This window comes from Thermococcus eurythermalis (assembly GCF_000769655.1).
Classification (GTDB): Archaea; Methanobacteriota_B; Thermococci; order Thermococcales; family Thermococcaceae; genus Thermococcus; species Thermococcus eurythermalis.
The window spans coordinates 779,131-802,750 of sequence record NZ_CP008887.1 but is presented as its reverse complement, the minus strand read 5'-3'; the positions used below and the strand labels follow the sequence as shown (position 1 = coordinate 802,750).

The window sequence follows — 23,620 nt, the reverse complement described above, 5'->3', positions numbered from 1 at the left end:
TTAGAAAACGAAGACGTTTATTAAGGTTACCGCAAAGAGAAGAGAAAATCAAAGGGGCTCAGAGAACTATCTTCAGGTTGACCTGGACGATGTTCGGGCTTATGGTGTTGCCGTGGACGGTCTTCTTTCTCCTCTCACCCTTCTCCCTGGGCCTGAAACCTGGCCCCTTGGAGAGGAGTATCTTGACCCTCCTCGGGCCGTGGACGTCCGGCCTCATGGGGAAGCCGTCCTTGTCGGTTCCACCGGTTATCCTGAGCTTGGCATCCTCGGGAATGCTCTCGTCGCCGAATATCTCCCTGAGGTTGAGACCAAGCTCCTTAGCCGAGACCTCGTCTCCAATGCGCTTTCCAACGAGTATTTCTGCCTCGCCACCGCTTATCTCAACCTGCTTCGCGATACCGGTCTTGGGGTTCGATATAACGAGCTTGAAAGTGGCCATTCCTCCCACCTCCATTCATCAGCGGGATTCATTGGGCAGAGCCCTTTCCCGAGCGGTCTTGAACGGAGCGTTTAAAAACCTTACCGTGAACACCGTGAAGCTTAAATATCATGGGGAAAACTCAAGGCAGGTGATAGTATGGCAAAGGAAAAGACGACACTACCCCCAACCGGGGCAGGACTCATGAGGTTCTTCGACGAGGACACGAGGGCAGTAAAGGTGAGCCCGAAGGGCGTCATAGCAATGACTCTCATACTGGTTGCGGTGGAGATCCTGCTACACGCCTTCGGTTCGAGCATCTTTGGTTAAATGAAGCTCGTTTTCTTCAATCCCCTTGCGTTTAGCTCCTCGTCTATTATCCCTCTAACGACCTCTTCAAGCTGCCTCTGGATCAGCGATTCAACGTCGCTCTTAATCTTGTCAATGTCTCCCCTGAGTCCCTCAAGGAGCCTTATGTACTCCTTGGCCATCTCAAGCTGCCCCTCCTGTCTCACAAGCTGTTCTTTGAGGTGGTCAAAGTCGTCCTTCATAATCTGGAACTTCCTGAGCTCACGCTGGAGCTCCTCAAGCTCCCGCTTAAGGTGGTAATTCTCCTCCTTGAGCTGTTCGATGAGTTTTTCTCTGGCCTCAAGCTCGCTCATGAGGTTGTTGTACTCCTCGGCTATCTGGTGGAGCCTCTCAATCTCCCTGAGCGGGGGTACCTTGCCGTCGCCGAGGATTATGACGTCTGGCCCGACGTTAACTATGTCGTCGGGAGATATCTTGAGCTTTTTCTCGCTGGTGAATATGCTCTGGCCTTTTCCGAGGTTCTCGATTTCCTTCATCTTTAGGATGAAGTAGAACTGGTCACCCTCAACCTCAACGTTTATGTCGGTGACGTAACCAAGTATCTTGCCCTCGGTAAGGGAAATGACGAACTTGTTTACAAGTTGGTTAGCCCGTGCATCCTCAGGCATGCCTACCACCGCAGAGGTTTGTCTCTAACTATACTTAACCTTTCCGCCAAACCTTTTAAAAGCCCCGAATGAACTTCAGCCCGGTGGGAAAGATGATAATATTTGCCGGGCGATCCAACGTTGGTAAGAGCACCCTCATCTTCAAGCTAACTGGAAAGAAGGTAAAGCGGGGAAAGAGGCCCGGCGTGACGAGGAAGCCCGTTGAAATCGAGTGGAGGGGAAAAAAAGTCGTAGACCTCCCGGGATTCGGGTTCATGAGCGGGCTTCCAGAGCACGTCCAGGAGCGAATAAAGGACGAGATAGTCCACTTCATCGAGGACAACGCGGGCAAGATAGAGCTCGCAGTCCTCGTCGTCGACGGAAAAGCCTCCCCTGAGATAATAGAGCGCTGGGAGAAGCGTGGTGAGATTCCGATAGACGTGGAGTTCTACCAGTTCCTGAGGGAGCTTGAGATACCGACGGTGGTTGCGGTCAACAAGATTGACAAGGTCAGGAACGTCGAGAGGACTATACACTTCCTCGCCGAAAAGTTTGGGGTGCCCTACTCGGAGATTCCAGAGACCTTCGTTCCAATCTCGGCGAAGTTCGGCAAGAACCTTGAGGAGCTCAAAAAACTCATGGAAAAGAAAATGAGGTCGAAGTCATAGGGTCTCAAGGACGAGGTGGGTGTTGGTCTCCTTGACGCCGTCGAGGGAGGCTATCTCCTCAAGAATCTCGTCGAGCCTCGTCTTGTCTGCCTCTATGATTAAGTCCACGTCACCGGTGACGCGGTAGATTTTCTTTATTTTGAGCTTCCTTATTGCGTTGTAGACCTGCCTCCTCTTTGTGGGCTCTATCTTCACGAAGACGAAGACGTCCCCCTTCTTCTCGCCTAGCAGTTCAAGGGCCTTGTCTGTGAGGTCAATGAAGCCCCTGCCAGTCCTTATGTACCCAAGCTCCTTGAGAACCTTGAGGTGGTTGCTGAGGGCCTGCCTAGTTATTCCAAGTTCATTGGCAAGCTCGTCCTGGGTCTTCTCGACTGTGTGAACCTCAATCCTCCTCCCGTCTTCATAGAGCTTCTTGAGGAGCTTGAGTTGTCGTGAGGTCAGGGCGTTTTTTTCACTCATTTTCCACCACCTTGCAATTTTTCCAATTCAAGTGCGATAAACGTCAAATCAAATTTTTCGCTTTTGCACTGGAAACAGGAGGATTTATAAGTTTTTCTAAGCGTTTCAGACCTAAGGTTTTTTAACTGCCCCCGAAAATCATAGACCATGAACAAGGCCAAGTACACCCGCGATGTCCCACCCGACAGGTTAGAACTCCTGGCAGAGCTGTCATCACGCGACACGGTTAAAATCATGGCCATAGGCAGCCCGGACACCGGAAAGAGCACACTGGTGACGTTCCTGGCCAACGAGCTCATCGGGCTTGGAAAGAGCGTTGCCATAGTGGACTCGGACGTGGGCCAGAAGGGAATCCTGCCACCAGCCACGGTAAGCCTCGCGTTTCCAGAGGAGCCGTTCCTGACGACTTCAGAGCTGGAAGGGGTGGCTCACTACTTCATAGGCACGGTCTCACCGGCCCAGTTCATAGGCGAGATGGCGGTTGGAGTAAAGAGGCTCACGGACATCGCAGAAAGGAGCGCAGACGTTGTCATCGTGGACACGACCGGCTTCGTGACGGGGGCAGGCTTTGAGATGAAGCGCCTCAAGGCAGAGCTCATAAGGCCAGACATAATCGTAATCCTTCAGAAGGAGGGAGAGCTTGAGCCTTTGGCCCGTGCGCTTTCTCCCTACGGGGAAATCGTCAGGCTTGGAGTCAGCGAAAACGCACGGAAGGTCGAAAGGGACGAAAGGCGGGAGATACGCTTCGAGAAGTGGAAGGCGTACTTTTCCGGCTCCAGGCTTGTCGAGTTCAGCCTCTCAGACGTTGCCGTAACAGGGACTTCACTCTTTAACGGCCGCCCACTGGAAGAGAGCGAGAAAACGCTCCTCTCAAGGGCCCTCAGGTGGCTTGTCCTGGCGGGCTGGGAGAGGGACGGACACTACACGGTGGTGAAGGCGGACGAGGAGAACTTCCAGAGGGGCTACCGCTCGATTCACGCCGTTGACTTCGAAAAGTTGAGCAACCTGCTCGTCGGCCTCATAGACGGAGACGGCCTCTGCCTTGGCCTTGGAATACTCAAATGGGTGAACTTCAGCAACGGGACCCTCCAGCTGCTGACCCCGCTCAGCGAAGAAGCCCTCAGCGAGGTAAGGGAAATCCGCTTCGGCAGAATGAGAGTCCTGGAGACGGGTGAGGAGCTGGCCTTCCTGAGGAGAGACGAACTCTGAACCTACAAGGTTTTAAATGCTAACCATAATAGTTGGACGGTGGTAACTTGGAGGCAAAGGCCCTCGTAGAAATAACCAGACCCCACAACTGCATCTTGGCGGGGGTAGTGGGCCTCCTCGGAGCAATAGTGGCGGCGGGCCACTTTCCAGACCCCACAAAGGCCCTGCTGGTCTTCCTGGTGGTCACGCTGGGGTGTGCGGCGGGCAACACGATAAACGACTACTTCGACTACGAGATAGACAGAATAAACCGCCCGGACAGGCCCCTGCCCAGGGGCGCGATGAGCAGGAGGGCAGCATTCTGGTACTCGATGGTGCTGTTTGCGTTGGGCCTGGCCTTTGCCTCTCTCATAAGCATCTACGCCCTCATATTCGCGGCAGTGGCGTACCTCATGATGTTCCTCTACGCCTGGAAGCTCAAGCCTCTGCCCTTTGTAGGCAACGTTGTCGTCGCCGGATTGACGGCCGCAACGCCGCTCTATGGCGCCATAGCGGTAGGGAAGATAGGTCTCGCGGGCCACCTGGCCCTCTGTGCGTTCCTCGTGAACGTCGCCAGGGAGGTCATAAAGGATATAGAGGACGTTGAAGGAGACCTCGCAAAGGGGGCAAAGACCCTCCCGATAGTGATAGGGAAGAAAAAGTCGGCCTACATAGGAGCGCTCTTCGCGTTCCTCACGGTCATTGCGTCGTTCCTTCCCGTCAAAGCAGGGGTAGGTGTAAGCTACATTGCGATGGTGCCCGTAGATGCATTAATCCTCTATTCGGCCTACCTCATCCTGCGCTCGCAGGACAGGGAGGCCGCCCATCTCTCGCAGAAGTTACTTAAAATAAGCATATTCCTCGCCGTCGTGGCGTTCATGATAGCTTCACTCGTGAGGTGATGGATATGGAGTTTGGAGACGAGATAGTTAGAGAGCTGGAAAACGAAGAGCTATGGACCGTACTCACGTTCAAGACTCCCCACGGCCCCACGAAGACTCTAGAAAAGCTCGCCAAGGTCGTTGAGGCGGCAGGCTGGAGGGTGACCTTCAAGGCCAACTGGTGGACGGCTGACATACCCTACGGCCTCATAAGGCTCGACCTCCAGAGAGGGGGCAGGGAAAAAATCCTCCTTGGCAGGTGGATACTCGGAAAGGACTGCGAGCTGGTTCGGATTGAGAGCCTTGGCCTTGAGGAAGGAAAAGAGGAGTTCTTCCGCATGGTGGACAGCATAACATCTACGCTGATACACGATCCAGTAATCAGGACGATGCGCGAGCAGTACTGAATACCTTCTACTATTTTGGGCAATAGAAGAGAGAAGAAAAGAGCTCAGAGGGGCTCGTAGAAGCCTATCTCCGGCTCGTAGATTTCGCCGTCGGCGAGGAGCTGGCTGATGGCCTCTTCTATTATTTCCTCGTCAAACTCCTTGGACAGCTTCTTCACGATAAACTTGTGGGACAGTGCCTTGCCCTTCTCCCGGAGGAGGTTCATGATGGCCTCCTTGGCCTTCTCAAGTTCAGGGTTAACAGGTGTCTCCTCGGTCTCTTCGGTTACTTCCTCCTCTATCAGCTCCTCCTCAAGGGCCCTCTGTTCGAGCATCATAGCATAAAGTTCGTCTATCGTCTGAAGAAGCTCCTCATCAATGCCCTTGTTCTTGGCTATGACCTTTGCCTTGGCGGTCACACCGTACCTGTCGTAGATATCAAAGGCCATTCTCGCCTTCTCGGCGTGCTCGACCTTCTCTTTGAGGGTCTCAAAGCGGTGGAGTATCCAGAAGTTCGGGCTTACCTTCGCAACTCCCTCGACGAGTATCTGCTTGTCGTCGCGCCACTCGGCGACTTTTCCGATTATCTGGACGAGGTCTCCCTTCTTGACCAGCCTTATGAAGCGCGTGTCATCTCTGAATCCGAGAACCCATATTGTCCCAGTCCCATCGTCAATCTGGAACTTGCCGTAGGTCTCGTCGTCGCTTATCACGGGCTCCCTGACTACGGTGGCGACGACCTTTACGCGGTAGACCTTCCTCGCGTCCCTTGTTATGAGGTAGTTGGGCTCAAAGTCGCCCTCGCTCCGCACGTAGTAGCCGTCAAGGATGTCCTTGATGTAAACCCTGCTCGCTGGGAGGCGCTTCTTCATAGCTCCTCACCCCCAAAGAAGTCAATGACGTTTTCAATCTTCGGCAGGACTTTCCTTTCGAGCTCCCTTATCTCTTCAAGAGCCTCCAGGTCGGCGTTGCTGAAGTCCTGTATCACTTCGCCAAAAATGTGAACATCTTCATCGCTCCGTATGACCCTGCCGATGACCCTAACTATCTGGCCGTTTTCGGGCAGGACGTTCTCCTCGCTCTCAACGAGTATGACTCCAGTACCGTCGTCGAGCCAGAAGGTGTAGTCGAGCTTGTCGACCTTGAAAGCCTTGCCGATAATGGAGACGCGGGTGTCATCTTCCCTTATTTCGGCAATCTTCCTCTCGACAGCGGGCTTTCTACGCCTGAACTTTACCTCCTCCATTTCACTCACCACCGAAGGCCTTCAAAACTTCCCTAAGCTCCCTTCTCACAAGCTCAATTTCACGCCTCTCGTTGATTTCTTCCCAGGTTCTGGCCTTCAGCAGGGTTCCGAGGAACTTGTCTTCGGTAACACTGCCCCTGACGATTATCTCCCTGCCGAGGAGCGGGTAGTAGACTTCCTCCGCGAGCTTCCTGCCTGCCTCCCTCATGGTCAGGCCTTCCTCGATGAGCTTCCTGAGCTTCTCATCTATCCCCTCCGGGCTCTCGCCGAGCAGTTCGCTGGCGTCGTCTCCGAAGAGTGTAACGCGGATGTAGCCGGTTGAATCGTCCAGTCCGAAGTCGAGAACGACCATCTTGAGGGGCTTGACGGAACCGTGCTCGGGGCATATCCACTCGTTGCTCGCCGGGTCGTAGTCCACCTTCCTCCTGCACTCCGGGCAGGAGTCGTAGGTTATCACCCTGTAAAGCTTGGAGATGGTCCCCCTGAGCTCCACGAAGCGCTCGTTTCCTTCGAGGTCCTTAATCTTCATTCTCCTGTAGCTGTAGGTTCTGACCTCTTCGAGCGGGGGTATCTCGCTGACGCGCGGGTCGTCGGGGTCTTTGATAATCCTCGTCCTGAAGTTGGCGTGTAGCTCAATCCCCCTCATTCCTTCCTTGACGAGAGGGTCAATGACCTTGATAACGTCGCCCGGACTGAGCTCGTCGTAGTACCTGTTGACGAAGTTATCCCAGAGGACGAGCCTTGCCTGGCCGGTGGAGTCGTAGATTATGATGTTCGCGACTTTTCCGGTCGTGCCGTCCCTCTTCTGGTACTCCCTCGGCGGGAACTTCCTCAGAACCCTCGCGACGATGTTGACGTTGCTCATCCCCGGAACCAGGTCAGCAATGTGGAGGAGCTCCTCCCCCTCATCGAGCTTGACGCCGAGTTCTTCGGCCAGCATGACGGCTGCAGCGTGCTCGGAAATACCGTGAGTCATTGCCAGCTCGGCAATCCTCCCCTCAATTTCATCTTTTGAAAGGCCCCTATGCCGGATTATTCGATTAACTATCTGCTCCTTTGTAAGGCCTACCATAGCACTCACCTTAATGGTAATTGATAAGCGGAGTATTTAAACTTTTTCCTCCTAACTTCTTTGGCCAAGAAATGGCTTCATTTCTGCGTTATTGGAGAAAAAGGATAACTAGGAGCTCAAGAAGTCTTACCAGTTTCAGAGCTTTCCCCGTTTGATTCCTCGGAATTATCACCAGAACCGCCCTCAAGCTTGGCTATAAGGTCGCTGTATTCGGCGTGGACGACCTTCTTAAAGGCCTCCTTGATTATAGCGGGGTCGTTATCAGGGAATCCGTACAGCTCGGCGAACTTCTGGGTGGTTCCAAGGAGCTTTGTTCTCTCGTAGGGCTCAGCGTATATCAGGCCCATCTCGGTGAGCTTCCTGATGTGCTCGTAGGCCTGGCTCCCGCGAAGCTTTATGATCTTGCTCTGCTCTATGGGCTGGAGATATGCTATTAGGGCGAGGGTCTTCAGCTCTCCCGTCCTCAGGTCGGGCCTCGGCATGAGGTGGATTACCCTCTGGCTGTACTCCTGCTTCACCTGCATGACGTACTTGTCCCCAAGAACCTTCACGACCTCTATTGCGCTCTTCCTCTCGGCGTACTCGGCCGCTATGAGTTCAATGAGCTTCTCAAGGTAATCTAGGGATTTTATCCCAAGGGCCTTTGAGAGCTCCCTGACACTGAGAGGTCTCCCTGAAACAAACAGAGCGGCTTCAACGAGGGCCTTGTCTTCCAGCAGTCCCATAGTCCACACCTGGAGACGTTAAGGCATGCGGGCTTATTAAAGCTTCTCGACCGCAAAATTTATAAACCCATCACGACAGGTATGAATCGGCACGGCGGCCATAGCGGCGGGGTTACACCCGGTCTCGTTTCGACCCCGGAAGTTAAGCCCGCCAGCGTTCCCGGGTGTACTGCCCTCCGAGAGGGGGCGGGAAACCGGGAACGCCGCCGGCCACTATCACGCGCCCGGGTGGTGTAGCCCGGCCCATCATACGGGACTGTCACTCCCGTGACCCGGGTTCAAATCCCGGCCCGGGCGCCAAAACACTTTCTGACATAAGCATTGCACCAGAAGTGCTTTTTTGACGTACTCATTGCTTCTAATTAAGCATCTAAACAAATCATCAGTTTTAGCCGAACTTCTTAAAAAACAAGACACAATCAAGAGAGCCTACAGAATTTGGAATGATTACGAGCTTCTCAGTAGGCTCTTCTGAACTAGGTAATCATCAGAAGCCCGCTCCACATGCCGGCGCTGAAGCTTTGTGAAAATTCAACGAGACTCCTCTTTAAAGTCTTTAGGGAATGGAGAAAATTTCTGGTGCGGTGGCCGGGATTTGAACCCGGGTCACCGGCTTGGAAGGCCGGTGTCCTGGACCAGGCTAGACTACCACCGCATGCGAGAAGTGGTGGGGCGAGGGGGATTTGAACCCCCGACACCCGGATCTTCAGTCCGGCGCTCTCCCAGGCTGAGCTACCGCCCCACGCCCAATGATAAGGGGAAGGGGGAGATTTATAAATCTTGCGGTGGTGGGGCCGGAACCACAACAACCTCACTGACAGTCCAAAACATAAATTAGCCCTATCTTCTGGCCCAACTAGGCAAACTGCCCTATCCTCTCCGGGCGGTGGAAAGACGACGCTACCTCCCGTTGGGAGATTCAGTTTCAGGCCTTACTTTCTGAAAAGAACTTTCAACTCATTATTTATACATGCCCCAGTTCAGCCCGAGGTGGACTATTATCAGCGCGTTCATCAGCGGCCCTAAGACGTTTCTGATGTTAAAGAGCTGATTCTTATCCATGCCAAGGAATGGATGGCCGGTCTTGGTTGTGTATAACACTCCCACCGTAACGAACAGAACGCCAATGAACACCACAAGCAGAACCGTCGAGAGAATGGCCCGTGCCTTCACAATGTTCATTTTTTCACCTCCTAAGAATATATCTTACATCCGATTAAAAACGTTTGGAAAGAACAAATGCTGTTCAAATCTTCGGCTCAACCGCGTAAACCGTTTTGTCTTCCCCAATTGCTTCAACCAGACCGCGGTGCCTCCTGAGGCAGCTCTCGCACTCGCCGCAGTGTATAGGTTTACCGTCCTCGGTGAAGCCCTTTGGCATGTAGCAGGAGTTCGAGTACTCGTACTTTGCGCCCAGCTCCTTCAGGAGCCTCGCAATGCCTCTCTTGTCGAGGCCTATCAGGGGAGCGACCACTCTGACCTCGGCCATAGTCCCGTATTTCAGGGCCTCGTTCATTTTTTCAACGAACTCGGGGGTGTTGTCAGGGAAGGTGGCCCCTTCCTCTGCGTTAAAGCCCACCACTATGTCTCCACCACCGAGGGCGTCGAGGAGCGAGGCGGCAACGCTTATGAGAACGAGGTTCCTTGCTGGAACCCACACGCTCTTTGCGGTTTCCTGGGCAACGTTCTCGTCCTCAAGCTCCTCGGCGCTCACCCTCGGGGTCTCCCCGCCAACGAGGGTAGTCCCCCTCAGCTTCGAGAACTCCTCAAGGAAGTCCAGCCTCACAATCTTAAGCGGGACGTTCAGCTCCTTCGAGAAGAACTCCGCGACCCTGTTCATAACCTTCTCTTCGTTGCTCCCGTAGTTAGCGGTGAGCATTATGACCTCGTCGTAGTTCTTCTTCGCCCAGTATAGGCAGGCCGTGCTGTCGAGCCCGCCGGAGAACAAAACTACGGCGCGCTTCATTAGATCACCTCCGGAAGCAGTTTAATCCCCAGTTTTTCCGCACGCTTTCTAAGCTTTTTGTCGTAGGTCGCAAGGGTTCCCTTCTCTTTAGCTATCGCGAGGATTACGGAGTCGTTGTAGTGCTTGAGGCTGAAGTTCTCAAAGAGTTCAAATGCCGAAAGCAAGTATTTTCTGTCGTCTGCGAGCACTACTCTTTCGTTTAGGAGGATTTGTGATAGTGTTTTTTCGGCTTCTTGAGGGACAACGCCCACTACTGCGAGATTCCATATGAACTCGTATACCACAATCGTCGGCAGGACGATTCTGTCGAGGGAATGTATGAGGTCCCTTGCTTCTACGTACTTCTCAGAGCTTCTGTTGATTGAGTAAATGAGCACGTTCGTGTCCACGACGGCTACTCTTTCCATTTGGAAGCCTCCCTGAGAATCTTTTCAGTGTTCTTCTCAATTTCTTCCGGTGTAAAGTCCCTGCCAAGATCAAGGCTTGGCCACTCTACCTCGGCCTTCCTTATGACGATCTCATCTCCCCTCAGCTCAACTGTGAGGTATTCGCCCTGCTTTATGCCAAGGGCCTTCCTAATCTCGGCCGGAATCGTTATCTGGTAGTTCCGGGTCACCTTCGTTATCGGCATAGTAGCCCACCATAGTATAGTAGACTTTCCCCTATAAAGCTCTTTTGGCCAGAAAGGGCACGGGAAAACAGGATAAAACCTCAGCCAAGAGCGAGGCCGACTATCTCCTCCACGCTCGAAAAGCCCTCGCTTTCGAGGTAGGCTTCGATGCCCTCGTTGATTTCCCTGAAGACCTTCCAGCCCCTGAGCGAGACCGCCGTCCCAATCTGGAGCGCCGAGGCCCCGGCCAAAAGGAACTCGACCGCGTCCTGCCACGTTGTTATTCCACCGATGCCTATCACTGGAATGTCAAGAACCTTCGCGAGGTCGTAAACCGCTCTGAGCGCGACGGGCTTAACGCCGGGCCCGGAGTAGCCCCCAACCCGGTTGCTCAGGATTGGCCTCCTCGCGTAGATGTCAATGGCTATTGCCTTCAGCGTGTTTATGGCCGAGACGGCATCTGCACCAGCCTTTTCAGCGGCTAAGCCAAGCTTCGTAATGTCGTCTATGTTCGGCGTCAGCTTCGCGATAACCGGCTTATCGGTGGCGTCCTTGACGGCTTTCACAACCTCGTAAACGTTCTCCGGGTTCTGACCGATTTCCATGCCGTAGCCCTTCGCGTGGGGACAGCTGAGGTTGAGCTCGAAGGCATTAGCGACGTCGCTCAGCTTCTCGGCGAGAAAGGCGAACTCCTCAGGCGTTCCGCCGAAGATTGAGACTATCAGCGGGAAGTCGAAGGTGTAGCCCTCAACCATCTCGAGGAAGCCCTTCCAGCCCGGGTTCGGCAGACCCATCGCGTTTATCAAACCATAGGGAAGCTCGACGATTGTGGGGTTGTCGTAACCTTTCCTCGGCTCGATTCCGATTGATTTCGTAACGACTCCACCGGCTCCTTCCTCGTGGGCGCGTATCCACTGCTCGGGAACCTTGTCGTTGATTCCAGACGCGAGAATCAGCGGATTCTCGAAGCGTATCCCGAAGAGCTCGACCTCAAGGCTCACCATCTTGACACCTCAAAGGCAAAAAGTGAAAGGGAATTTAAGGCTTTTTGATAGTTTCAAGCATCTCCTCGCCGTAGTGGAAGACCCCCGGAAAGCCTCCGGTGTGTATGAAGAGCACGCTTTCGCCGAGCTCGCCCTTCTCAGCCAGCTCCATGAGGCCGTAGAAGGCCTTTCCCGTGTAGACGGGGTCGAGGATTATTCCCTCGCTCGTTCCGACGAACCTTATGAGCTCCGCGACTTCCCTCACTATCTTTCCGTAGGCGCCGAAGCCGTAGTCGTAGATTTTTGGCTCGGGGACATCAACGCTGAGGCCCATAAGCTCAGCCGCCTCAAGCGCGAGGTTCTTCACCCGCTCGTTAAGCCCCTCGACGAAGCCCCCGACGTCTATACCGACGACCTGCCACGGAGCGTCAATTATCGTTGAACCGAGGAGCAGACCTGCCAGCGTCCCGCCGCTCCCAACGGCGTCAACAACGGAGTCAAACTCGACGCCAAGCTGTCTAATCTGAGAGTATATTTCGCCGGCGGCCCTTACGTAGCCGAGCGTTCCCACTGGGGAAGCACCTCCAGCAGGAATCAGATACGGCTTCTTACCCGCATTCCTCAATTCTTCTGCAACCTTCTGAGCTATCGGCCAGAGTTCGCTTGTCCTCTCAACGTCGTAGACCCTCGTCTCTATCCCCATAAGCTTGTCGAGGAGGTAGTTGCCTTTAAGCTGCTCCTTTCCATAGAGGACGAGGACAGCGTCAAGACCGAGGCTTTTCGCGGCGAGGGCCGTGACGAAGGCATGGTTTGAGTGAACGGCGCCGGTGGTTATGACCGTGTCGCACCCTTTGGCCACGGCATCGCCCAGCAAAAACTCAAGCTTTCTCACCTTGTTTCCGCCGATTCCAAAGCCGGTCAAATCGTCACGCTTGACGTAGACATCGACGCCGAGCTTCCTGCTGACGCGCGGGAGGTACTGAATCGGCGTCTCCCACCTTACAAGCTCAACCCTTGGGAACTTCGAGAGAAGGGAACCTACCTTAGGGTGCATAGGAACCACCGTTAAGATTTACATAGAACCGTTCAAAAGTTTAGTGGCGGCGGGCGCGCCCGGGGGTGGGAACCCTCCGCCGCGCCCCTCCACCGGGGCTCCCTCACCCCCGCTACCCCGGGAGCGCCGGACGTCCCGCCTACCGCTGCTCCCTTCCGGGCCTGGCGGGGTTCGGCGGGCAAAGGGCGTTAGCCCGGCCCTCCAGCCGGACCTCGCCCACCGCCGGCCCCCCGGGACGAGGGCTCATCGTTATACCCCGGCTTCGGGGCGCGGTTTTGGGAACCGCCCCCCGGGCTTCGGCCCCGGCATATCGGCGGTTTCCGGTTACAGGGGACGCCGAACCCCCCGGCCTAGCCCGCCGCCAGCTACCTTATCCACGGCCCGATATATAAAGCTTTGGTAGGCAAGAAAACCAAAGGTGGAGAACCTTCGGATTGAAAAATTTTCATAAACAAAGCAGAGCATTCATTCATAGGTGACGTTTAATGCGCCTTAATGAACATCCTGTTCTCAGGTTTGAACGTGGCAGGGAAGTCACAATCTACTTCAAAGGCCAGCCAATCAAGGCGTACGAGGGAGAAACAATTGCAACGGCCCTACATGCCGCGGGGATTCGGGTTCTCAACTACTCCCCCAACGAAAAGCGCCCGAGAGGACTCTTCTGTGCAATAGGCAAGTGTTCCTCCTGCCTCATGGTCGTCAACGGAATCCCAAACGTCCGCTCCTGCATAACCCTCGTGGAAGACGGCATGGCCATAGAGCCCCAGCACGGGAAGGCCAAACTGCCCAGGGACGCAAAACCGCCGGAGTTCAAGGATGCAAAGGTAGTAAAGGGTGACATCGTGGTAATCGGCGGTGGCCCGGCTGGCTTGATGGCGGCCATCCACGCGGCAGACGCAGGGGCAAAGGTCGTTCTCCTCGACGAGAACCACATGCTCGGCGGCCAGCTCGTCAAGCAGACGCACAAGTTCTTCGGCAAACGCGAGCAGTTTGCGGGGGTCAGGGGCGTAGAGATAGCGAAAATCCTTGAGAACGAGGCCAGAAAGAGGGAAAACATCGAGGTATTCCTCAAAACTTCCGCCGTCGGCATCTTCCAGGAGGGTGACGAGAAGCTCGTCCTTGCCGTCAGGGACAACCGCGAGCTGATTGAGTTCCGCGGAAGGGCAGTCATAGTTGCCACCGGTGCCATGGAGAAGATGATACCCTTCGAGAACAACGACCTGCCTGGAATCTACGGCGCGGGAGCGATTCAGACCCTCATGAACACCTACGGGGTCAAGCCTGGCGACAGGGTTCTCATAGTCGGAGCCGGAAACGTTGGGCTTATCCTCGCCTACCAGCTCCTCCAGGCCGGCGTTGAGGTCAAGGCAATAGTGGAGGCCATGCCCAAGATTGGGGGCTACTTCGTCCACGCCGCCAAGGTCAGGCGCTTAGGCATTCCGATACTAACGAGGCACACCATCCTGCGCGCCGAGGGGAAGGAGAAGGTTGAGAGGGCTGTCGTTGCCAGGCTGGACGAGAACTGGAGGCCGATACCCGGAACCGAGAAAGTCTTCGATGTTGACGTCATAGCCCTCGCCGTAGGCTTGAGGCCGAGCATCGAGCTACTCCACCAGGCCGGCTGTCAGATAAAGTTCGTCCGCGAGCTCGGAGGCCATGTAGCCGTTCGCGACGAGTGGATGGAGACCACTGTGAGGGGAATATTCGTTGCCGGCGACTCTGCTGGGATAGAGGAAGCCACAACCGCCATGCTCGAAGGGAAGATAGCGGGCATAGCCGCCGCCCTCAGGCTCGGCATAGCGGACGAGAGCTGGCTCAAGGAGATGGAGAAGGCCCAGCGCGACCTTGAGGAGTTCCGCTCCGGGCCGTTTGGCAGGCACGTGCTTGAGGGCATAAAGAAGGCGTTGGTGGTGAGAGAATGAGTGAAATCCCTGCCTACCTCAGAAACGGCTACATAACGCCGGAGGAGCTCTTCAAGATAATCCCGAAACCGAGCGAGGAGAGGCTGAGGGTGAAGCCCGTCGCCGTCCCCGAGTGCCCGCAGGAGATACCCTGCGCCCCGTGCAGGGAGATATGCCCCACCGGCGCCATAAGCATGCCGACACCCAACGACCTGCCGATGGTTGACTACGAGAAGTGCATTGGCTGCTCCCTCTGCGTCCAGATATGCCCTGGCCTGGCCTTCTTCATGGTGCACTACGTCGGCGACAAGGCGAGAATAACGATGCCCCACGAACTTCTCCCCGTTCCAGAGAGAGGCGAAGAGGTTGTTCTCCTCAACCGCGTCGGAGAGCCTGTTGGGAGGGGCAAAGTCATCACGGTAGTCCCCAGGGAGAAAACCAAGGGCGACACGCCGATTATCACGGTAGAAGTGCCCATCGAGCTCGCCTGGGAGGTAAGGGCTGTGAAGGTCGAGAGGGGTGAGTGATATGGGGAAGAAAATCGTCTGCCGCTGTAACGACGTCACCGTTGAAGATGTAGAGAGACTCATTGATTCAGGCGTCACGGACATCGAGGAGATAAAGCGTCTAACTCGCATAGGCATGGGGCCCTGTCAGGGGAGGACGTGCATTCCAATAGTCCTCGGCATACTAGCCAGAAAGACCGGGAAGAGGCCAGAGGAGATACCGCTCCCGAAGGCGAGGGTTCCGACCAGGCCCGTCCGCGTAGAGGTCATAGTGGGTGGTGACGATGAGTAAAATAGCCATCATCGGCGGCGGGATAACGGGCGTTGCCACCGCCTACGAGCTGGCGAAGCTCGGCGAGGAGGTAGTCATCTTCGAGAAGAACTACTTCGGCTCCGGCTCGACCTTCCGCTGTGCAACGGGCATCCGCGCCCAGTTCACGGACGAGGCGAACATCAGGCTCATGAAGTACTCCATCGAGCGGTGGGAGAAGCTCGAGGAGGAGCTCGAGGCCGAGATAGGCTTCAGGCACTCCGGTTACCTCTTCCTGGCGACGAGCGAAGAGGAGGTTGAAGCCTTTAAAAACAACATAAAGCTCCAGAACAGATTTGGCGTTCCCACGAGGCTCATAGATATGGACGAGGCAAAGGAAATAGTCCCGCCGCTCAACACGGAGCCGTTCTTGGCCGGGGCCTGGAACCCGATGGACGGAAAGGCCAACCCCTTCAAGACGCTCTTTGCTTATCTCATGAAAGCCAAGGAACTGGGCGTTGACGCGCGCGAGCACACGGAGGTTGTGGCTCTGGAGCGCGAGGGGGACGAGATAACTGCAGTCAAATTCAGGAGCAACGGAAAGGTCGAGACAGTTAAAGTTGATGCCGTCCTGAACGCGGCCAATGCGTGGGCACCGCTTATCAACGAGATGGCGGGCTTAAGGCGCGACATTGTTCCAATTAAGGCCTACAAGCACCAGCTCGTCAAGACCGAACCACTGGAGAGGGGACAGGCAGAACCACTGGTCTGCCCGCCGGCCTGGGACGACGCCTACATAATCCAGGACGGTGAGGACGGCGGAATAATCTGCGGTGCTGGGATAGAGCACAAAGCAAGGAGCCTCAACGACTACGAGCCGACCTACGACTTCCTGCGCGGGGTTCTGAAGTATGCAGTAAAGATAGCCCCTCCGCTCCGCTACGCCCACATAGTCCGCCAGTGGGCAGGTTTCTATGCAAAAACTCCCGACAAGAACCCCGCCATCGGAAAGCTCCTCGACAACTTCTACATAGCGGCGGGCTTCAGCGGGCACGGCTTCATGATGGCGCCTGCCGTTGGAGAGGCGATGGCGGAGTTCATGACCAAAGGAAGGAGCAGGGTACCGCTCGACTGGGAGTGGTACGACCCGTACCGCTTCGAGCGCGGAGAGCTCCGTACGAGTGCCTTCCAGATTGGATGAGCGCTTTCTCGCGCCCCTTCTTTTTAACACCCCAGCGTCGAGAAAAAGGTTATAAAGGGGCCCCGATTAGCACCGTGAGGGTCATCATGAGAATAGTCTTTGACATAGGCGGTTCAGTTCTCGTTCCCGACGACCCGGACGTGGACTTCATTAAGGCGATAGCGTACGAGCTCATCAAGATAAGCGAAGACCACGAGGTAGCGGTTGTAGTCGGCGGTGGAAAGGTCGCGCGCAAGTACATCCAAGCCGCGAAGACATTCACGCCCAACGAGACCTTCAAGGACTACATTGGAATCCACATCACAAGGGCCAACGCGATGCTCCTGATAGCTGCCCTCGGCGAAAAGGCATATCCCTTCGTTATCCAGGACTTCCGTAAGGCGTGGGAGGTCATCCAGCTCAAGAAGATACCGATAATGGGCGGAACGCACCCAGGCCACACGACGGACGCGGTCTCGGCTCTTCTCGCTGAGTACCTTCAGGCCGACCTTCTCGTCGTCGTCACCAACGTTGACGGCGTCTACGACTCGGATCCGAAAAAGAACCCGAACGCGAGGAAGCTCGACAGGATAACGCCGGAAGGGCTCGTCGAGATTGCAATGGAGGCCGAGAGCAAGGCTGGAGGAAGCGGCGTTGTTGATGCTTTAGCCGCGAAGTTCATCCAGCGCGGCAAGATAAAGACCTACATCGTGGGCAAGAGCGATGCATACCATCTTTTCGACGTCGTGAAGGGCAGGCACAACGGGACTGTTGTTGAGCCTTAAGCTTAACCCTTTTATATTCTCCTGCCTATCCAAAGGCGGTGAGAACATGGAAGCCGACCCGATAAACGTTCTCCTCTACGATATTCGCGAGATGAGGAAAAGACTGGACGAGATGGAAAAGGCCCTCCTGATGCTCAAGGCGAGGCTCGTTGAGGAGGAAGAAGGTGAAAGCCCCGAGGAAATAGAAGCCCTCGAAAGGGAGGCCCTTGAGAGCGGGAAGGAGTGGGAAGAGCTGAAGAGGGAGCTTGGACTATGAGCTTCAAGGTCATCATCGGCAAGAGAGCCGAGAAAGGGATAAGAAGTCTCCCTCCAGCTCATATAAAGCGTTTTGCCGAGCTCGTTGAGACCCTGAAAATCAATCCAGTTCCAGTGGAAAGTTTTGACGTCAAAAAGATGCGTGGTTCTGAGAGGGCTTACCGAGTTAGACTTGGCAATTACAGGGTTCTTTATACGATCCGCTGGGACGAGAACACCGTTGTTATCCTGAAGGTTGAACCCCGCGAAAGGGCCTATCGTTGAACTAACCAAAAGCCAACTTTTTATACCTCCGCGCCTTTCTCCCTCCGGTGGTGCTCATGAAAATCGTGGTCGTCGGTTCTGGCACAGCCGGAAGCAACTTCGCGCTGTTCATGCGCAAGCTCGACAGGAAGGCCGAGATAACTGTCATTGGAAAAGAGCCGACCATGCAGTACTCACCCTGCGCCCTGCCGCACGTCATCAGCGGCACGATCGAGAAGCCCGAAGATGTTATCGTCTTCCCGAACGAGTTCTACGAGAGGCAGAAAATCAACCTCATGCTCAACACCGAAGCTAAAGCCATAGACCGCGAGAGGAAGGTCGTGGTCACCGACAAGGGCGAAGTCCCCTACGACAAGCTCGTCCTTGCCGTCGGCTCAAAGGCCTTCATTCCGCCGATAAAGGGTGTTGAGAACGAGGGCGTCTTCACCCTCAAGAGCCTCGACGACGTGAGGAGGATTAAGGCCTACATAGCCGAGAGGAAGCCGAAGAAGGCCGTCGTTATAGGTGCCGGGCTTATAGGCCTTGAGGGAGCCGAGGCCTTTGCCAAACTCGGCATGGAAGTCCTTGTCGTTGAACTCATGGACAGACTCATGCCGACGATGCTCGACAGGGACACCGCCAAGCTCGTCCAGGAGGAGATGGAGAAGCACGGCGTCTCCTTCCGCTTCGGCGTTGGAGTTAGCGAGATACTCGGCAGTCCCGTTGAGGCAGTTAGGATAGGCGACGAAGAGGTTGAGGCCGACCTTGTACTTGTCGCGACGGGCGTGAGGGCGAACGTTGACCTCGCCAGGGAAGCTGGCCTCGAAGTTAACCGCGGCATAGTGGTGAACGAGCACCTGCAGACGAGCGACCCGGACATATACGCGATAGGCGACTGTGCGGAGGTGATTGACGCGGTGACCGGCGAGAGGACGCTCAGTCAGCTCGGAACGACGGCGGTAAGAATGGCGAAGGTTGCTGCCGAACATATAGCCGGAAAGGACGTCTCCTTCAGGCCCGTCTTCAACACCGCCATAACCGAGCTGTTCGGCCTTGAGATAGGCACGTTCGGCATAACAGAGGAGAGGGCAAAGAAAGAGGGAATCGATGTTGCGGTCGGCAAGTTCAAAGGCTCCACCAAGCCGGAGTACTACCCCGGCGGAAAGCCGATAACAGTCAAGGTCATCTTCAGGAAGTCCGACAGGAGGCTCATCGGTGCCCAGATAGTCGGTGGAGAACGCGTCTGGGGCAGGATAATGACGCTGTCGGCGCTCGCCCAGAAAGGAGCTACCGTTGAGGACGTCGTCTACCTTGAGACCGCCTACGCTCCGCCTGTGAGCCCGACGATAGACCCGATAAGCGTGGCCGCCGAGATGGCCCTCAGAAGGTTCAGATGAGCCTCTTCTCAACAACTTTTTTAAAGTCTGCATTTTCAACTTGACCGGGTGATTGAATGAAACGTCACCTCGTCGTTCTCCTCCTAATAGTGGTTCTAGCCTCAGGGTGCATCTCAGGGGAAAGCGACACAGCGACGAACAATTCCAAGACCGCGACCACCACGCTCATGCCACTGAAAGAGCTGAGGAACTACAGCAAAGAGGAGCTCCTCCAGAACCTCGAAACGATAACGTTCGTCAGATTCCGGACCGAAACGACAGGCATCGCAACGACCATAATAGGGGAAGCAAACCAGACGGTGAGCATAAAGAACGTAAAGGTGGGCTACGTTGATATCACAAACAGGAGGGCAGAGGTAAACTCAACGGCCGCTATGGGCCCGTCAACGCTCAAATCAAGGATTGTCGTAACCAACGAGAGCGCCTACATCGAAGCAATGGGCAGAAAGGAAAACCTGACCGACCCTGAGGTCATTGAAGGTCTTTTTGAGTCCATAAACCCGGTCAGCATCGTGAAAAGAGCCCTCGTTGAGCTCGAACCCATCAAAACTGACTTCATAAACGGCACGCAGGAGTTCTATTACAACCTGACGAACACCCTGGCATTATCGGAGATGCCGGAAGCAGGTAGGGACGGCAATGCCACAATAAAAGGAACCGCCGTTCTGAGGTTCAGGGGCGGGTTCCCGGTCGAGGTTGTATTCAGATACACCCTCACAACGGTCTCCGAGCAGGGAGGAGTGGAAATTACCACCATTATCACAGGCACCGAGAGGACAGAGATACAGGAGATTAAGACAAACGAAGTCTGAGGACTTCCCGCATATTTTCAAATTCTTACATTTCTATCATCAGGCCCAACAAAGTTTAAGTGCCGTTTTTGACAATTTTGGCTTTAGGTGGTTGCCATGAACGTAGAGGTTAAGGGTAAAATCCTGCTGGGTATTGGAACAGGGGTACTGCTGGCCTCATCCCTCAGGGTGTTCGTTGCCGGCGCCTACTCCAGCCTCGAGAAGACGTTCTTTTACGGCATGAAATTCCCCTCCGCACTCGGAGTGGCGCTGTTCATAATCGCCGCACTGGTTGTGGGGAGGCTGAGCAGAAAATCGGGAGCGGCCATAATCGCGGCGTATGCCCTCGCGCTCCTCGCCACCGACGCGACGGAATACACCCACCTCCTCGCGGCGTTTGCACTCCCTGTTGCTCTGACCCTCGTGAAGGAGATTGAAGTGAAATACCTGGCCATGGGCCTCGTGGCCGACCTCGGCCTCCGCGTGCTGGCCGTTGGGGCAGAACCCGCCGACACCCCCCATACAAGGATTATACTCGCTGTTTTCATGCTCCTGGGTGCGTATACCCTCTCAAAAGAGCCAGGGACGCTTAAGAAGCCAGGATTCGAACTCTATACCTTCGCGGCGCTCCTTGAGCTTGGCCTGATATACCCAAACGCTGTGCTCCGCTACTCCGGAATCAAAGTCTATTACCTCCCAACGTTCGTGGGCTTCTCCTTCGTGATAGCCCTCGCGCTGCTGCTGGGTCCCTACCTCTCCAAGAGGCAGGGCGTTGCAACGGCACTGCTCGTCCTCGGCTCTGCCACGCTCTTCCTGAAGCCACTCTCGCTGGTGGGCCTCCCCCTTGCCCTGGCATCGGCTATCGCCCTTCTTGAGAGTGCTAAGGGCAGCAAATGGGGGGTCATTGGGGCGGTTTACCTGTTCATCGTCTCGACCCTCGCACTGGGTACATACGTCGGCAGGGACATCGGCCTGCCCTTCATGGAGGACAGGCTTGAGGCCCTGATTTTTGCCGCGTCTCTCGTCTACGCGCTTTCTACATATAGAAAGCACAGCGAGGTGAGCCTTCCAACCACGAGGGAGACAGCGGGCACGCTCGGCGGCCTTGCAGTCGCTTCGCTCATAGTTCTGGCGCTCTTCCACCCAGGACCGAGCTACGCCGAGGCCAAGAAGGAAGTCGTAATCTGGACGTACAACGTCCACCAGGGCTTCGGGCCCTACGACGGGGCTTTCAACGGCTATGAGCTTGTGAACCTCCTGAGGGAGCAGAAGCCGGACATCTGGGCGGGGCAGGAAGTTGTGGGGGGAATGATAGGCAACGGCTACCAGGACGTCCCGCTCTTTGTCTCAGCATACCTAGGCTACGCCTACGAGTACAAGCCGACAGTTGAAGGCACTTACGGTGTGGCGGTCTTCTCCCACTGGCACATGAAGACCGAGGGGGAGCTGAACCTTAAGAGCGTCGGCCAGGCGAGGCCGGCCCAGAAGGTGACGATTGAAGAGCTCGGTCTGACGGTCATCAACGTCCACATGGGGCTCAGCGAGGAAGAGAGGGCCATGCAGGCGGAGGAGCTCCTGAAGTTCGCCAGGGAACCGCCGGTAGCACACATCATCGCCGGCGACACCAACGCAGAGCCCGACGAGGAGGCCATAAAAATACTCACCCGCGAGTACAGGGACGCATTCTCAGAGAGACCGCCTTATACCTTCCTCTGGAAGCGCGGTGATGTAGTGGACAGGGAGAACATCGATTACATCCTGCTCAAGAAAGACTGGCCAGCGGAGGTCAAAGACTACGGCTGCCTCTGCGACGTTGAGGTGTCCGACCACAGGCCTGTATGGGCACTCATTGAGCTGCCGTGAGGTTTTTATCTCCCCTTTCCACTTTTCTACATGCCGTCGAGGACAAAGGTCAGCAAGCTCATGGCCTACATACTCCGCCATTCTCCAGAGGAGTTCGGGCTTAAACCGGACGCTGAGGGCTTTGTCCCGCTCGATGAACTCGTAAAGGCCCTTCAGACGGTTTATCCAGACGTTACAGAGAAATTCGTGCGTGAGATAGTTGCCCGGGACACAAAGGGTCGCTACGAGATTAGAGGCGACAAAATCCGCGCCCGCTACGGCCACAGCTTTCCGGTCTCATTGAACCACGAGGCGGACAGGGAGTCGAGGGTTCTTTACCACGGCACGCCAAGGAGAAATCTTGAGAGCATCATGCACGAGGGGTTGAAGCCGATGAGGAGGCAGTTCGTCCACCTGAGCACGAGCAGGAGCGAGGCTATAGAGACCGGCAGACGGCACGGGCGGGACGTTGTGCTCCTGATTATTGACGCAGACTGCCTGAGGAAGAAGGGACTGAAAATCTACAAGGCTGGAAAGAACGTGAGGATAGTTGAGAGAGTTCCTCCAGAGTGCATCACCCCGGCAGTCTAAGCGCCAGGACGAAGGCCAACCCCAGAGGTATCAGCGTGCTGAGGAAGTTCAGCGTGAAGCTTATTCCCGAGAGGTAGCCTCCAAGGAGCGGCCCAACCACCCAGCCAAGGCTCATCATAGCGTTGAGGAGGCCCATTCCCTGGGCCCTCTCGCTGACCTTGACGTTCTGGGCGACGTATGTGGACGTTGAGTTTATGGTGAGTATCCACTTGACGCCGGAGAGAAAAGCCACTCCGAACACGAGCCAGACGTTTCTAACGAGCGCGTAGAGCAGGAACGCCAGGCCGTAGCCGGCTATGGCAATGAGGTAGAACCTCTTGGCCCCGTGCCGGTCTATAAGCTTTCCAAGGAAGTAGCCGGTAAGGGCGGCGGCGAGGCTCTCGATACCGAAAATCACACCCACGCTCCACCCGCCGAAGACCTCCTCGAAGTAGACCGAGGAGACGCTGTAGAACTGCCCGCTCGCCACCATCACGAGGAACACCGTCACGTAGAAGGGCCCCAGGTGCCCGCGCATGAGCTTCCTGAAGGCAGAACCCTTGACGGTCGCCCTCCAGCTCTCCCTGCCCTCCTGGACTAGGATCATTCCGAGGAGGGAGCGCCTGCCGGCCGGGCGCTCGCGGATCATGAGCACTATCCCGGCCGAAACGAACAGTATGACGCCCGAGATTATGAAGAGTTTCCTGATGCCGGCGTATTCCACTATCGCCGAGCCGAGGAAGTTACCAACCATGTAGCCGGCGTTCTCGATGGAGTTGAAGAGGCCAAATATCGAGCCTGCCCTCGTCGAGAGCTCCGAGATGAGGGCCGAGTGGGCCGGCGTCATCGCTGACCCAAACGTCCCCTGGAGCGTCCTGAGGATTAGGACGCCGGTCGCGGAGCCAACGAAGGCCATGGCCGTGTAAAAGAGGCCCGTCGAGGCCAGGCCAAAGGCTATGAAGCTCTTCCTGTCACCTGTAGAATCGGAGAGCCAGCCGAAGGGGTACTGAAAGACCGTAGATGTCAGGTTGAAAGCAACGCTCAGAAGGCCCACCATGAACATGCTCGCACCAAGAAGGCGCATGTAGACGCCAAGGTAAGGGAAGGCCATTCCGAATGACATGTTGGCGAGGAACATAGCTACCGCTAGAACGACAATATTCTTCCGTTTAACCCGGAGCTTTTTGAGTTTAAGGGTCTTTTCACGCTTTCCCTGGGTAACAACCAGCTCTCGCCTGCTCATCTCAGGGAGAAGAGGTGGGAGATTTATAAAATTTCCGTCGAAATG

At 55.6% G+C, this 23,620-nt stretch carries 30 protein-coding genes, 3 tRNA genes, 1 rRNA gene and 1 other RNA gene; 18 read left to right on the top strand and 17 right to left on the bottom strand.

The genetic code is table 11. The features are described 5' to 3' along the window. Positions 1–58 precede the first annotated feature (58 nt). Positions 59–439 (bottom strand): 30S ribosomal protein S6e, encoded by a 381-nt coding sequence (locus TEU_RS04230; RefSeq protein WP_050002602.1) that lies wholly within the window; start codon positions 437–439, stop codon positions 59–61. A 138-nt stretch (positions 440–577) separates the two neighbouring features. Between TEU_RS04230 and TEU_RS04225 the strand changes: the two genes are divergently transcribed. Then, positions 578–748, top strand: coding sequence for a preprotein translocase subunit Sec61beta (locus tag TEU_RS04225; RefSeq protein WP_050002601.1), 171 nt, complete (start codon positions 578–580; stop codon positions 746–748). Here TEU_RS04225 and TEU_RS04220 read toward each other — a convergent pair. Further along, positions 745–1,395, bottom strand: coding sequence for a hypothetical protein (locus tag TEU_RS04220; protein WP_050002600.1), 651 nt, complete (start codon positions 1,393–1,395; stop codon positions 745–747). The two genes, TEU_RS04225 and TEU_RS04220, sit on opposite strands and share 4 nt — an antisense overlap. A 92-nt stretch (positions 1,396–1,487) precedes the next feature. Here TEU_RS04220 and engB point away from each other — a divergent pair, with 92 nt between their 5' ends. Beyond that, positions 1,488–2,042, top strand: a complete 555-nt coding sequence (gene engB / locus TEU_RS04215; protein ID WP_050002599.1) for a GTP-binding protein EngB — start codon at positions 1,488–1,490, stop codon at positions 2,040–2,042. Here engB and TEU_RS04210 read toward each other — a convergent pair. Beyond that, on the bottom strand, positions 2,037–2,501 hold the full coding sequence (locus TEU_RS04210; RefSeq protein ID WP_050002598.1) for an Lrp/AsnC family transcriptional regulator: 465 nt from the start codon (positions 2,499–2,501) through the stop codon (positions 2,037–2,039). The genes engB and TEU_RS04210 overlap by 6 nt on opposite strands. Positions 2,502–2,648: 147 nt before the next feature. Between TEU_RS04210 and TEU_RS04205 the strand changes: the two genes are divergently transcribed. From TEU_RS04205 to TEU_RS04195, 3 genes are read left to right on the top strand one after another with little or no spacing between them, the layout of a single operon-like run. Continuing rightward, the gene (locus tag TEU_RS04205) at positions 2,649–3,710 is read left to right on the top strand and encodes a Clp1/GlmU family protein (protein ID WP_050002597.1); all 1,062 of its coding nucleotides are present in this window, start codon (positions 2,649–2,651) and stop codon (positions 3,708–3,710) included. A gap of 47 nt (positions 3,711–3,757) precedes the next feature. Beyond that, positions 3,758–4,591, top strand: a complete 834-nt coding sequence (locus TEU_RS04200; protein ID WP_050002596.1) for a geranylgeranylglycerol-phosphate geranylgeranyltransferase — start codon at positions 3,758–3,760, stop codon at positions 4,589–4,591. 5 nt (positions 4,592–4,596) lie between these two features. Continuing rightward, on the top strand, positions 4,597–4,977 hold the full coding sequence (locus TEU_RS04195) for a hypothetical protein (protein WP_050002595.1): 381 nt from the start codon (positions 4,597–4,599) through the stop codon (positions 4,975–4,977). Positions 4,978–5,021: 44 nt separating this feature from the next. On the opposite strand, the gene TEU_RS04190 is transcribed toward TEU_RS04195, so the two are convergent. From TEU_RS04190 to scpB, 4 genes are all read right to left on the bottom strand, one after another. Then, positions 5,022–5,828: an OB-fold nucleic acid binding domain-containing protein gene (locus tag TEU_RS04190; RefSeq protein ID WP_050002594.1), complete on the bottom strand. Its 807-nt coding sequence runs from the start codon at positions 5,826–5,828 to the stop codon at positions 5,022–5,024. Continuing rightward, on the bottom strand, positions 5,825–6,202 hold the full coding sequence (locus TEU_RS04185; protein WP_050002593.1) for a replication protein RepA: 378 nt from the start codon (positions 6,200–6,202) through the stop codon (positions 5,825–5,827). The genes TEU_RS04190 and TEU_RS04185 overlap by 4 nt, the downstream gene beginning before the upstream one ends. A gap of 1 nt (position 6,203) precedes the next feature. Further along, positions 6,204–7,274 carry an OB-fold nucleic acid binding domain-containing protein gene (locus TEU_RS04180; protein WP_050002592.1) on the bottom strand — a complete coding sequence of 357 codons (1,071 nt, stop codon included), beginning with the start codon at positions 7,272–7,274 and terminating at the stop codon, positions 6,204–6,206. A gap of 116 nt (positions 7,275–7,390) precedes the next feature. Further along, positions 7,391–7,999 (bottom strand): SMC-Scp complex subunit ScpB, encoded by a 609-nt coding sequence (scpB, locus tag TEU_RS04175; protein WP_050002591.1) that lies wholly within the window; start codon positions 7,997–7,999, stop codon positions 7,391–7,393. A gap of 90 nt (positions 8,000–8,089) precedes the next feature. Between scpB and rrf the strand changes: the two genes are divergently transcribed. Together rrf and TEU_RS04165 are read left to right on the top strand one after the other, a co-directional pair. Beyond that, positions 8,090–8,211 (top strand): 5S ribosomal RNA (rrf, locus tag TEU_RS04170). A 10-nt stretch (positions 8,212–8,221) separates the two neighbouring features. Then, positions 8,222–8,299, top strand: a tRNA-Asp gene (locus TEU_RS04165). 277 nt (positions 8,300–8,576) lie between these two features. On the opposite strand, the gene TEU_RS04160 is transcribed toward TEU_RS04165, so the two are convergent. From TEU_RS04160 to ffs, 9 genes are all read right to left on the bottom strand, one after another. Further along, positions 8,577–8,654 (bottom strand) — tRNA-Gly (locus TEU_RS04160). 10 nt (positions 8,655–8,664) lie between these two features. Then, positions 8,665–8,741: transfer RNA gene (locus tag TEU_RS04155), tRNA-Phe, on the bottom strand. Positions 8,742–8,959: 218 nt separating this feature from the next. Continuing rightward, positions 8,960–9,181, bottom strand: coding sequence for a DUF4405 domain-containing protein (locus TEU_RS04150; RefSeq protein WP_227738765.1), 222 nt, complete (start codon positions 9,179–9,181; stop codon positions 8,960–8,962). A 64-nt stretch (positions 9,182–9,245) separates the two neighbouring features. Beyond that, positions 9,246–9,965 carry a 7-cyano-7-deazaguanine synthase QueC gene (gene queC / locus TEU_RS04145; RefSeq protein ID WP_050002590.1) on the bottom strand — a complete coding sequence of 240 codons (720 nt, stop codon included), beginning with the start codon at positions 9,963–9,965 and terminating at the stop codon, positions 9,246–9,248. After that, complete coding sequence (locus TEU_RS04140) at positions 9,965–10,372, bottom strand: PIN domain-containing protein (RefSeq protein ID WP_050002589.1); 408 nt, start codon at positions 10,370–10,372, stop codon at positions 9,965–9,967. The genes queC and TEU_RS04140 overlap by 1 nt, the downstream gene beginning before the upstream one ends. Beyond that, entirely contained in the window at positions 10,360–10,596 is a 237-nt protein-coding gene (locus tag TEU_RS04135) for an AbrB/MazE/SpoVT family DNA-binding domain-containing protein (protein WP_050002588.1), read from the bottom strand. Before TEU_RS04135 ends, TEU_RS04140 begins: the two co-directional genes overlap by 13 nt. 80 nt (positions 10,597–10,676) lie before the next feature. Further along, positions 10,677–11,576, bottom strand: coding sequence for a dihydroorotate dehydrogenase (locus TEU_RS04130; RefSeq protein ID WP_174412704.1), 900 nt, complete (start codon positions 11,574–11,576; stop codon positions 10,677–10,679). 37 nt (positions 11,577–11,613) lie between these two features. Next, the gene (locus TEU_RS04125; RefSeq protein ID WP_050002586.1) at positions 11,614–12,612 is read right to left on the bottom strand and encodes a pyridoxal-phosphate dependent enzyme; all 999 of its coding nucleotides are present in this window, start codon (positions 12,610–12,612) and stop codon (positions 11,614–11,616) included. Between the two features lie 47 nt (positions 12,613–12,659). Continuing rightward, positions 12,660–12,973, bottom strand: an RNA gene (gene ffs, locus TEU_RS11475) — signal recognition particle sRNA. A 124-nt stretch (positions 12,974–13,097) separates the two neighbouring features. On the opposite strand from ffs, the gene TEU_RS04120 reads away from it, so the two are divergent. From TEU_RS04120 to TEU_RS04070, 11 genes are all read left to right on the top strand, one after another. Next, positions 13,098–14,534 carry an FAD-dependent oxidoreductase gene (locus TEU_RS04120; protein WP_050002585.1) on the top strand — a complete coding sequence of 479 codons (1,437 nt, stop codon included), beginning with the start codon at positions 13,098–13,100 and terminating at the stop codon, positions 14,532–14,534. Further along, the gene (locus TEU_RS04115) at positions 14,531–15,040 is read left to right on the top strand and encodes a 4Fe-4S dicluster domain-containing protein (RefSeq protein ID WP_050002584.1); all 510 of its coding nucleotides are present in this window, start codon (positions 14,531–14,533) and stop codon (positions 15,038–15,040) included. The genes TEU_RS04120 and TEU_RS04115 overlap by 4 nt, the downstream gene beginning before the upstream one ends. Before the next feature lies 1 nt (position 15,041). After that, positions 15,042–15,311, top strand: coding sequence for a (2Fe-2S)-binding protein (locus tag TEU_RS04110; protein ID WP_050002583.1), 270 nt, complete (start codon positions 15,042–15,044; stop codon positions 15,309–15,311). Beyond that, positions 15,304–16,470, top strand: coding sequence for an NAD(P)/FAD-dependent oxidoreductase (locus TEU_RS04105; RefSeq protein ID WP_050002582.1), 1,167 nt, complete (start codon positions 15,304–15,306; stop codon positions 16,468–16,470). The genes TEU_RS04110 and TEU_RS04105 overlap by 8 nt, the downstream gene beginning before the upstream one ends. Positions 16,471–16,556: 86 nt before the next feature. Further along, a complete protein-coding gene (pyrH, locus tag TEU_RS04100) occupies positions 16,557–17,234 on the top strand; it encodes a UMP kinase (protein ID WP_050002581.1) in 678 nt (225 codons plus the stop codon). Between the two features lie 46 nt (positions 17,235–17,280). Beyond that, complete coding sequence (locus TEU_RS04095; RefSeq protein ID WP_050002580.1) at positions 17,281–17,490, top strand: hypothetical protein; 210 nt, start codon at positions 17,281–17,283, stop codon at positions 17,488–17,490. Further along, the gene (locus tag TEU_RS04090; RefSeq protein ID WP_158506634.1) at positions 17,457–17,753 is read left to right on the top strand and encodes a type II toxin-antitoxin system RelE family toxin; all 297 of its coding nucleotides are present in this window, start codon (positions 17,457–17,459) and stop codon (positions 17,751–17,753) included. Before TEU_RS04095 ends, TEU_RS04090 begins: the two co-directional genes overlap by 34 nt. Before the next feature lie 56 nt (positions 17,754–17,809). After that, positions 17,810–19,129 carry an NAD(P)/FAD-dependent oxidoreductase gene (locus TEU_RS04085; protein WP_050002578.1) on the top strand — a complete coding sequence of 440 codons (1,320 nt, stop codon included), beginning with the start codon at positions 17,810–17,812 and terminating at the stop codon, positions 19,127–19,129. 56 nt (positions 19,130–19,185) lie between these two features. Then, positions 19,186–19,941 carry a hypothetical protein gene (locus TEU_RS04080; protein WP_050002577.1) on the top strand — a complete coding sequence of 252 codons (756 nt, stop codon included), beginning with the start codon at positions 19,186–19,188 and terminating at the stop codon, positions 19,939–19,941. Positions 19,942–20,037: 96 nt separating this feature from the next. Next, positions 20,038–21,783 (top strand): endonuclease/exonuclease/phosphatase family protein, encoded by a 1,746-nt coding sequence (locus TEU_RS04075; RefSeq protein ID WP_050002576.1) that lies wholly within the window; start codon positions 20,038–20,040, stop codon positions 21,781–21,783. A gap of 30 nt (positions 21,784–21,813) precedes the next feature. Next, the gene (locus TEU_RS04070; RefSeq protein ID WP_050002575.1) at positions 21,814–22,353 is read left to right on the top strand and encodes an RNA 2'-phosphotransferase; all 540 of its coding nucleotides are present in this window, start codon (positions 21,814–21,816) and stop codon (positions 22,351–22,353) included. Here the strand turns inward: TEU_RS04070 and TEU_RS04065 are convergent. Continuing rightward, the gene (locus TEU_RS04065; RefSeq protein WP_050002574.1) at positions 22,337–23,575 is read right to left on the bottom strand and encodes an MFS transporter; all 1,239 of its coding nucleotides are present in this window, start codon (positions 23,573–23,575) and stop codon (positions 22,337–22,339) included. The two genes, TEU_RS04070 and TEU_RS04065, sit on opposite strands and share 17 nt — an antisense overlap. Positions 23,576–23,620: the final 45 nt, after the last annotated feature.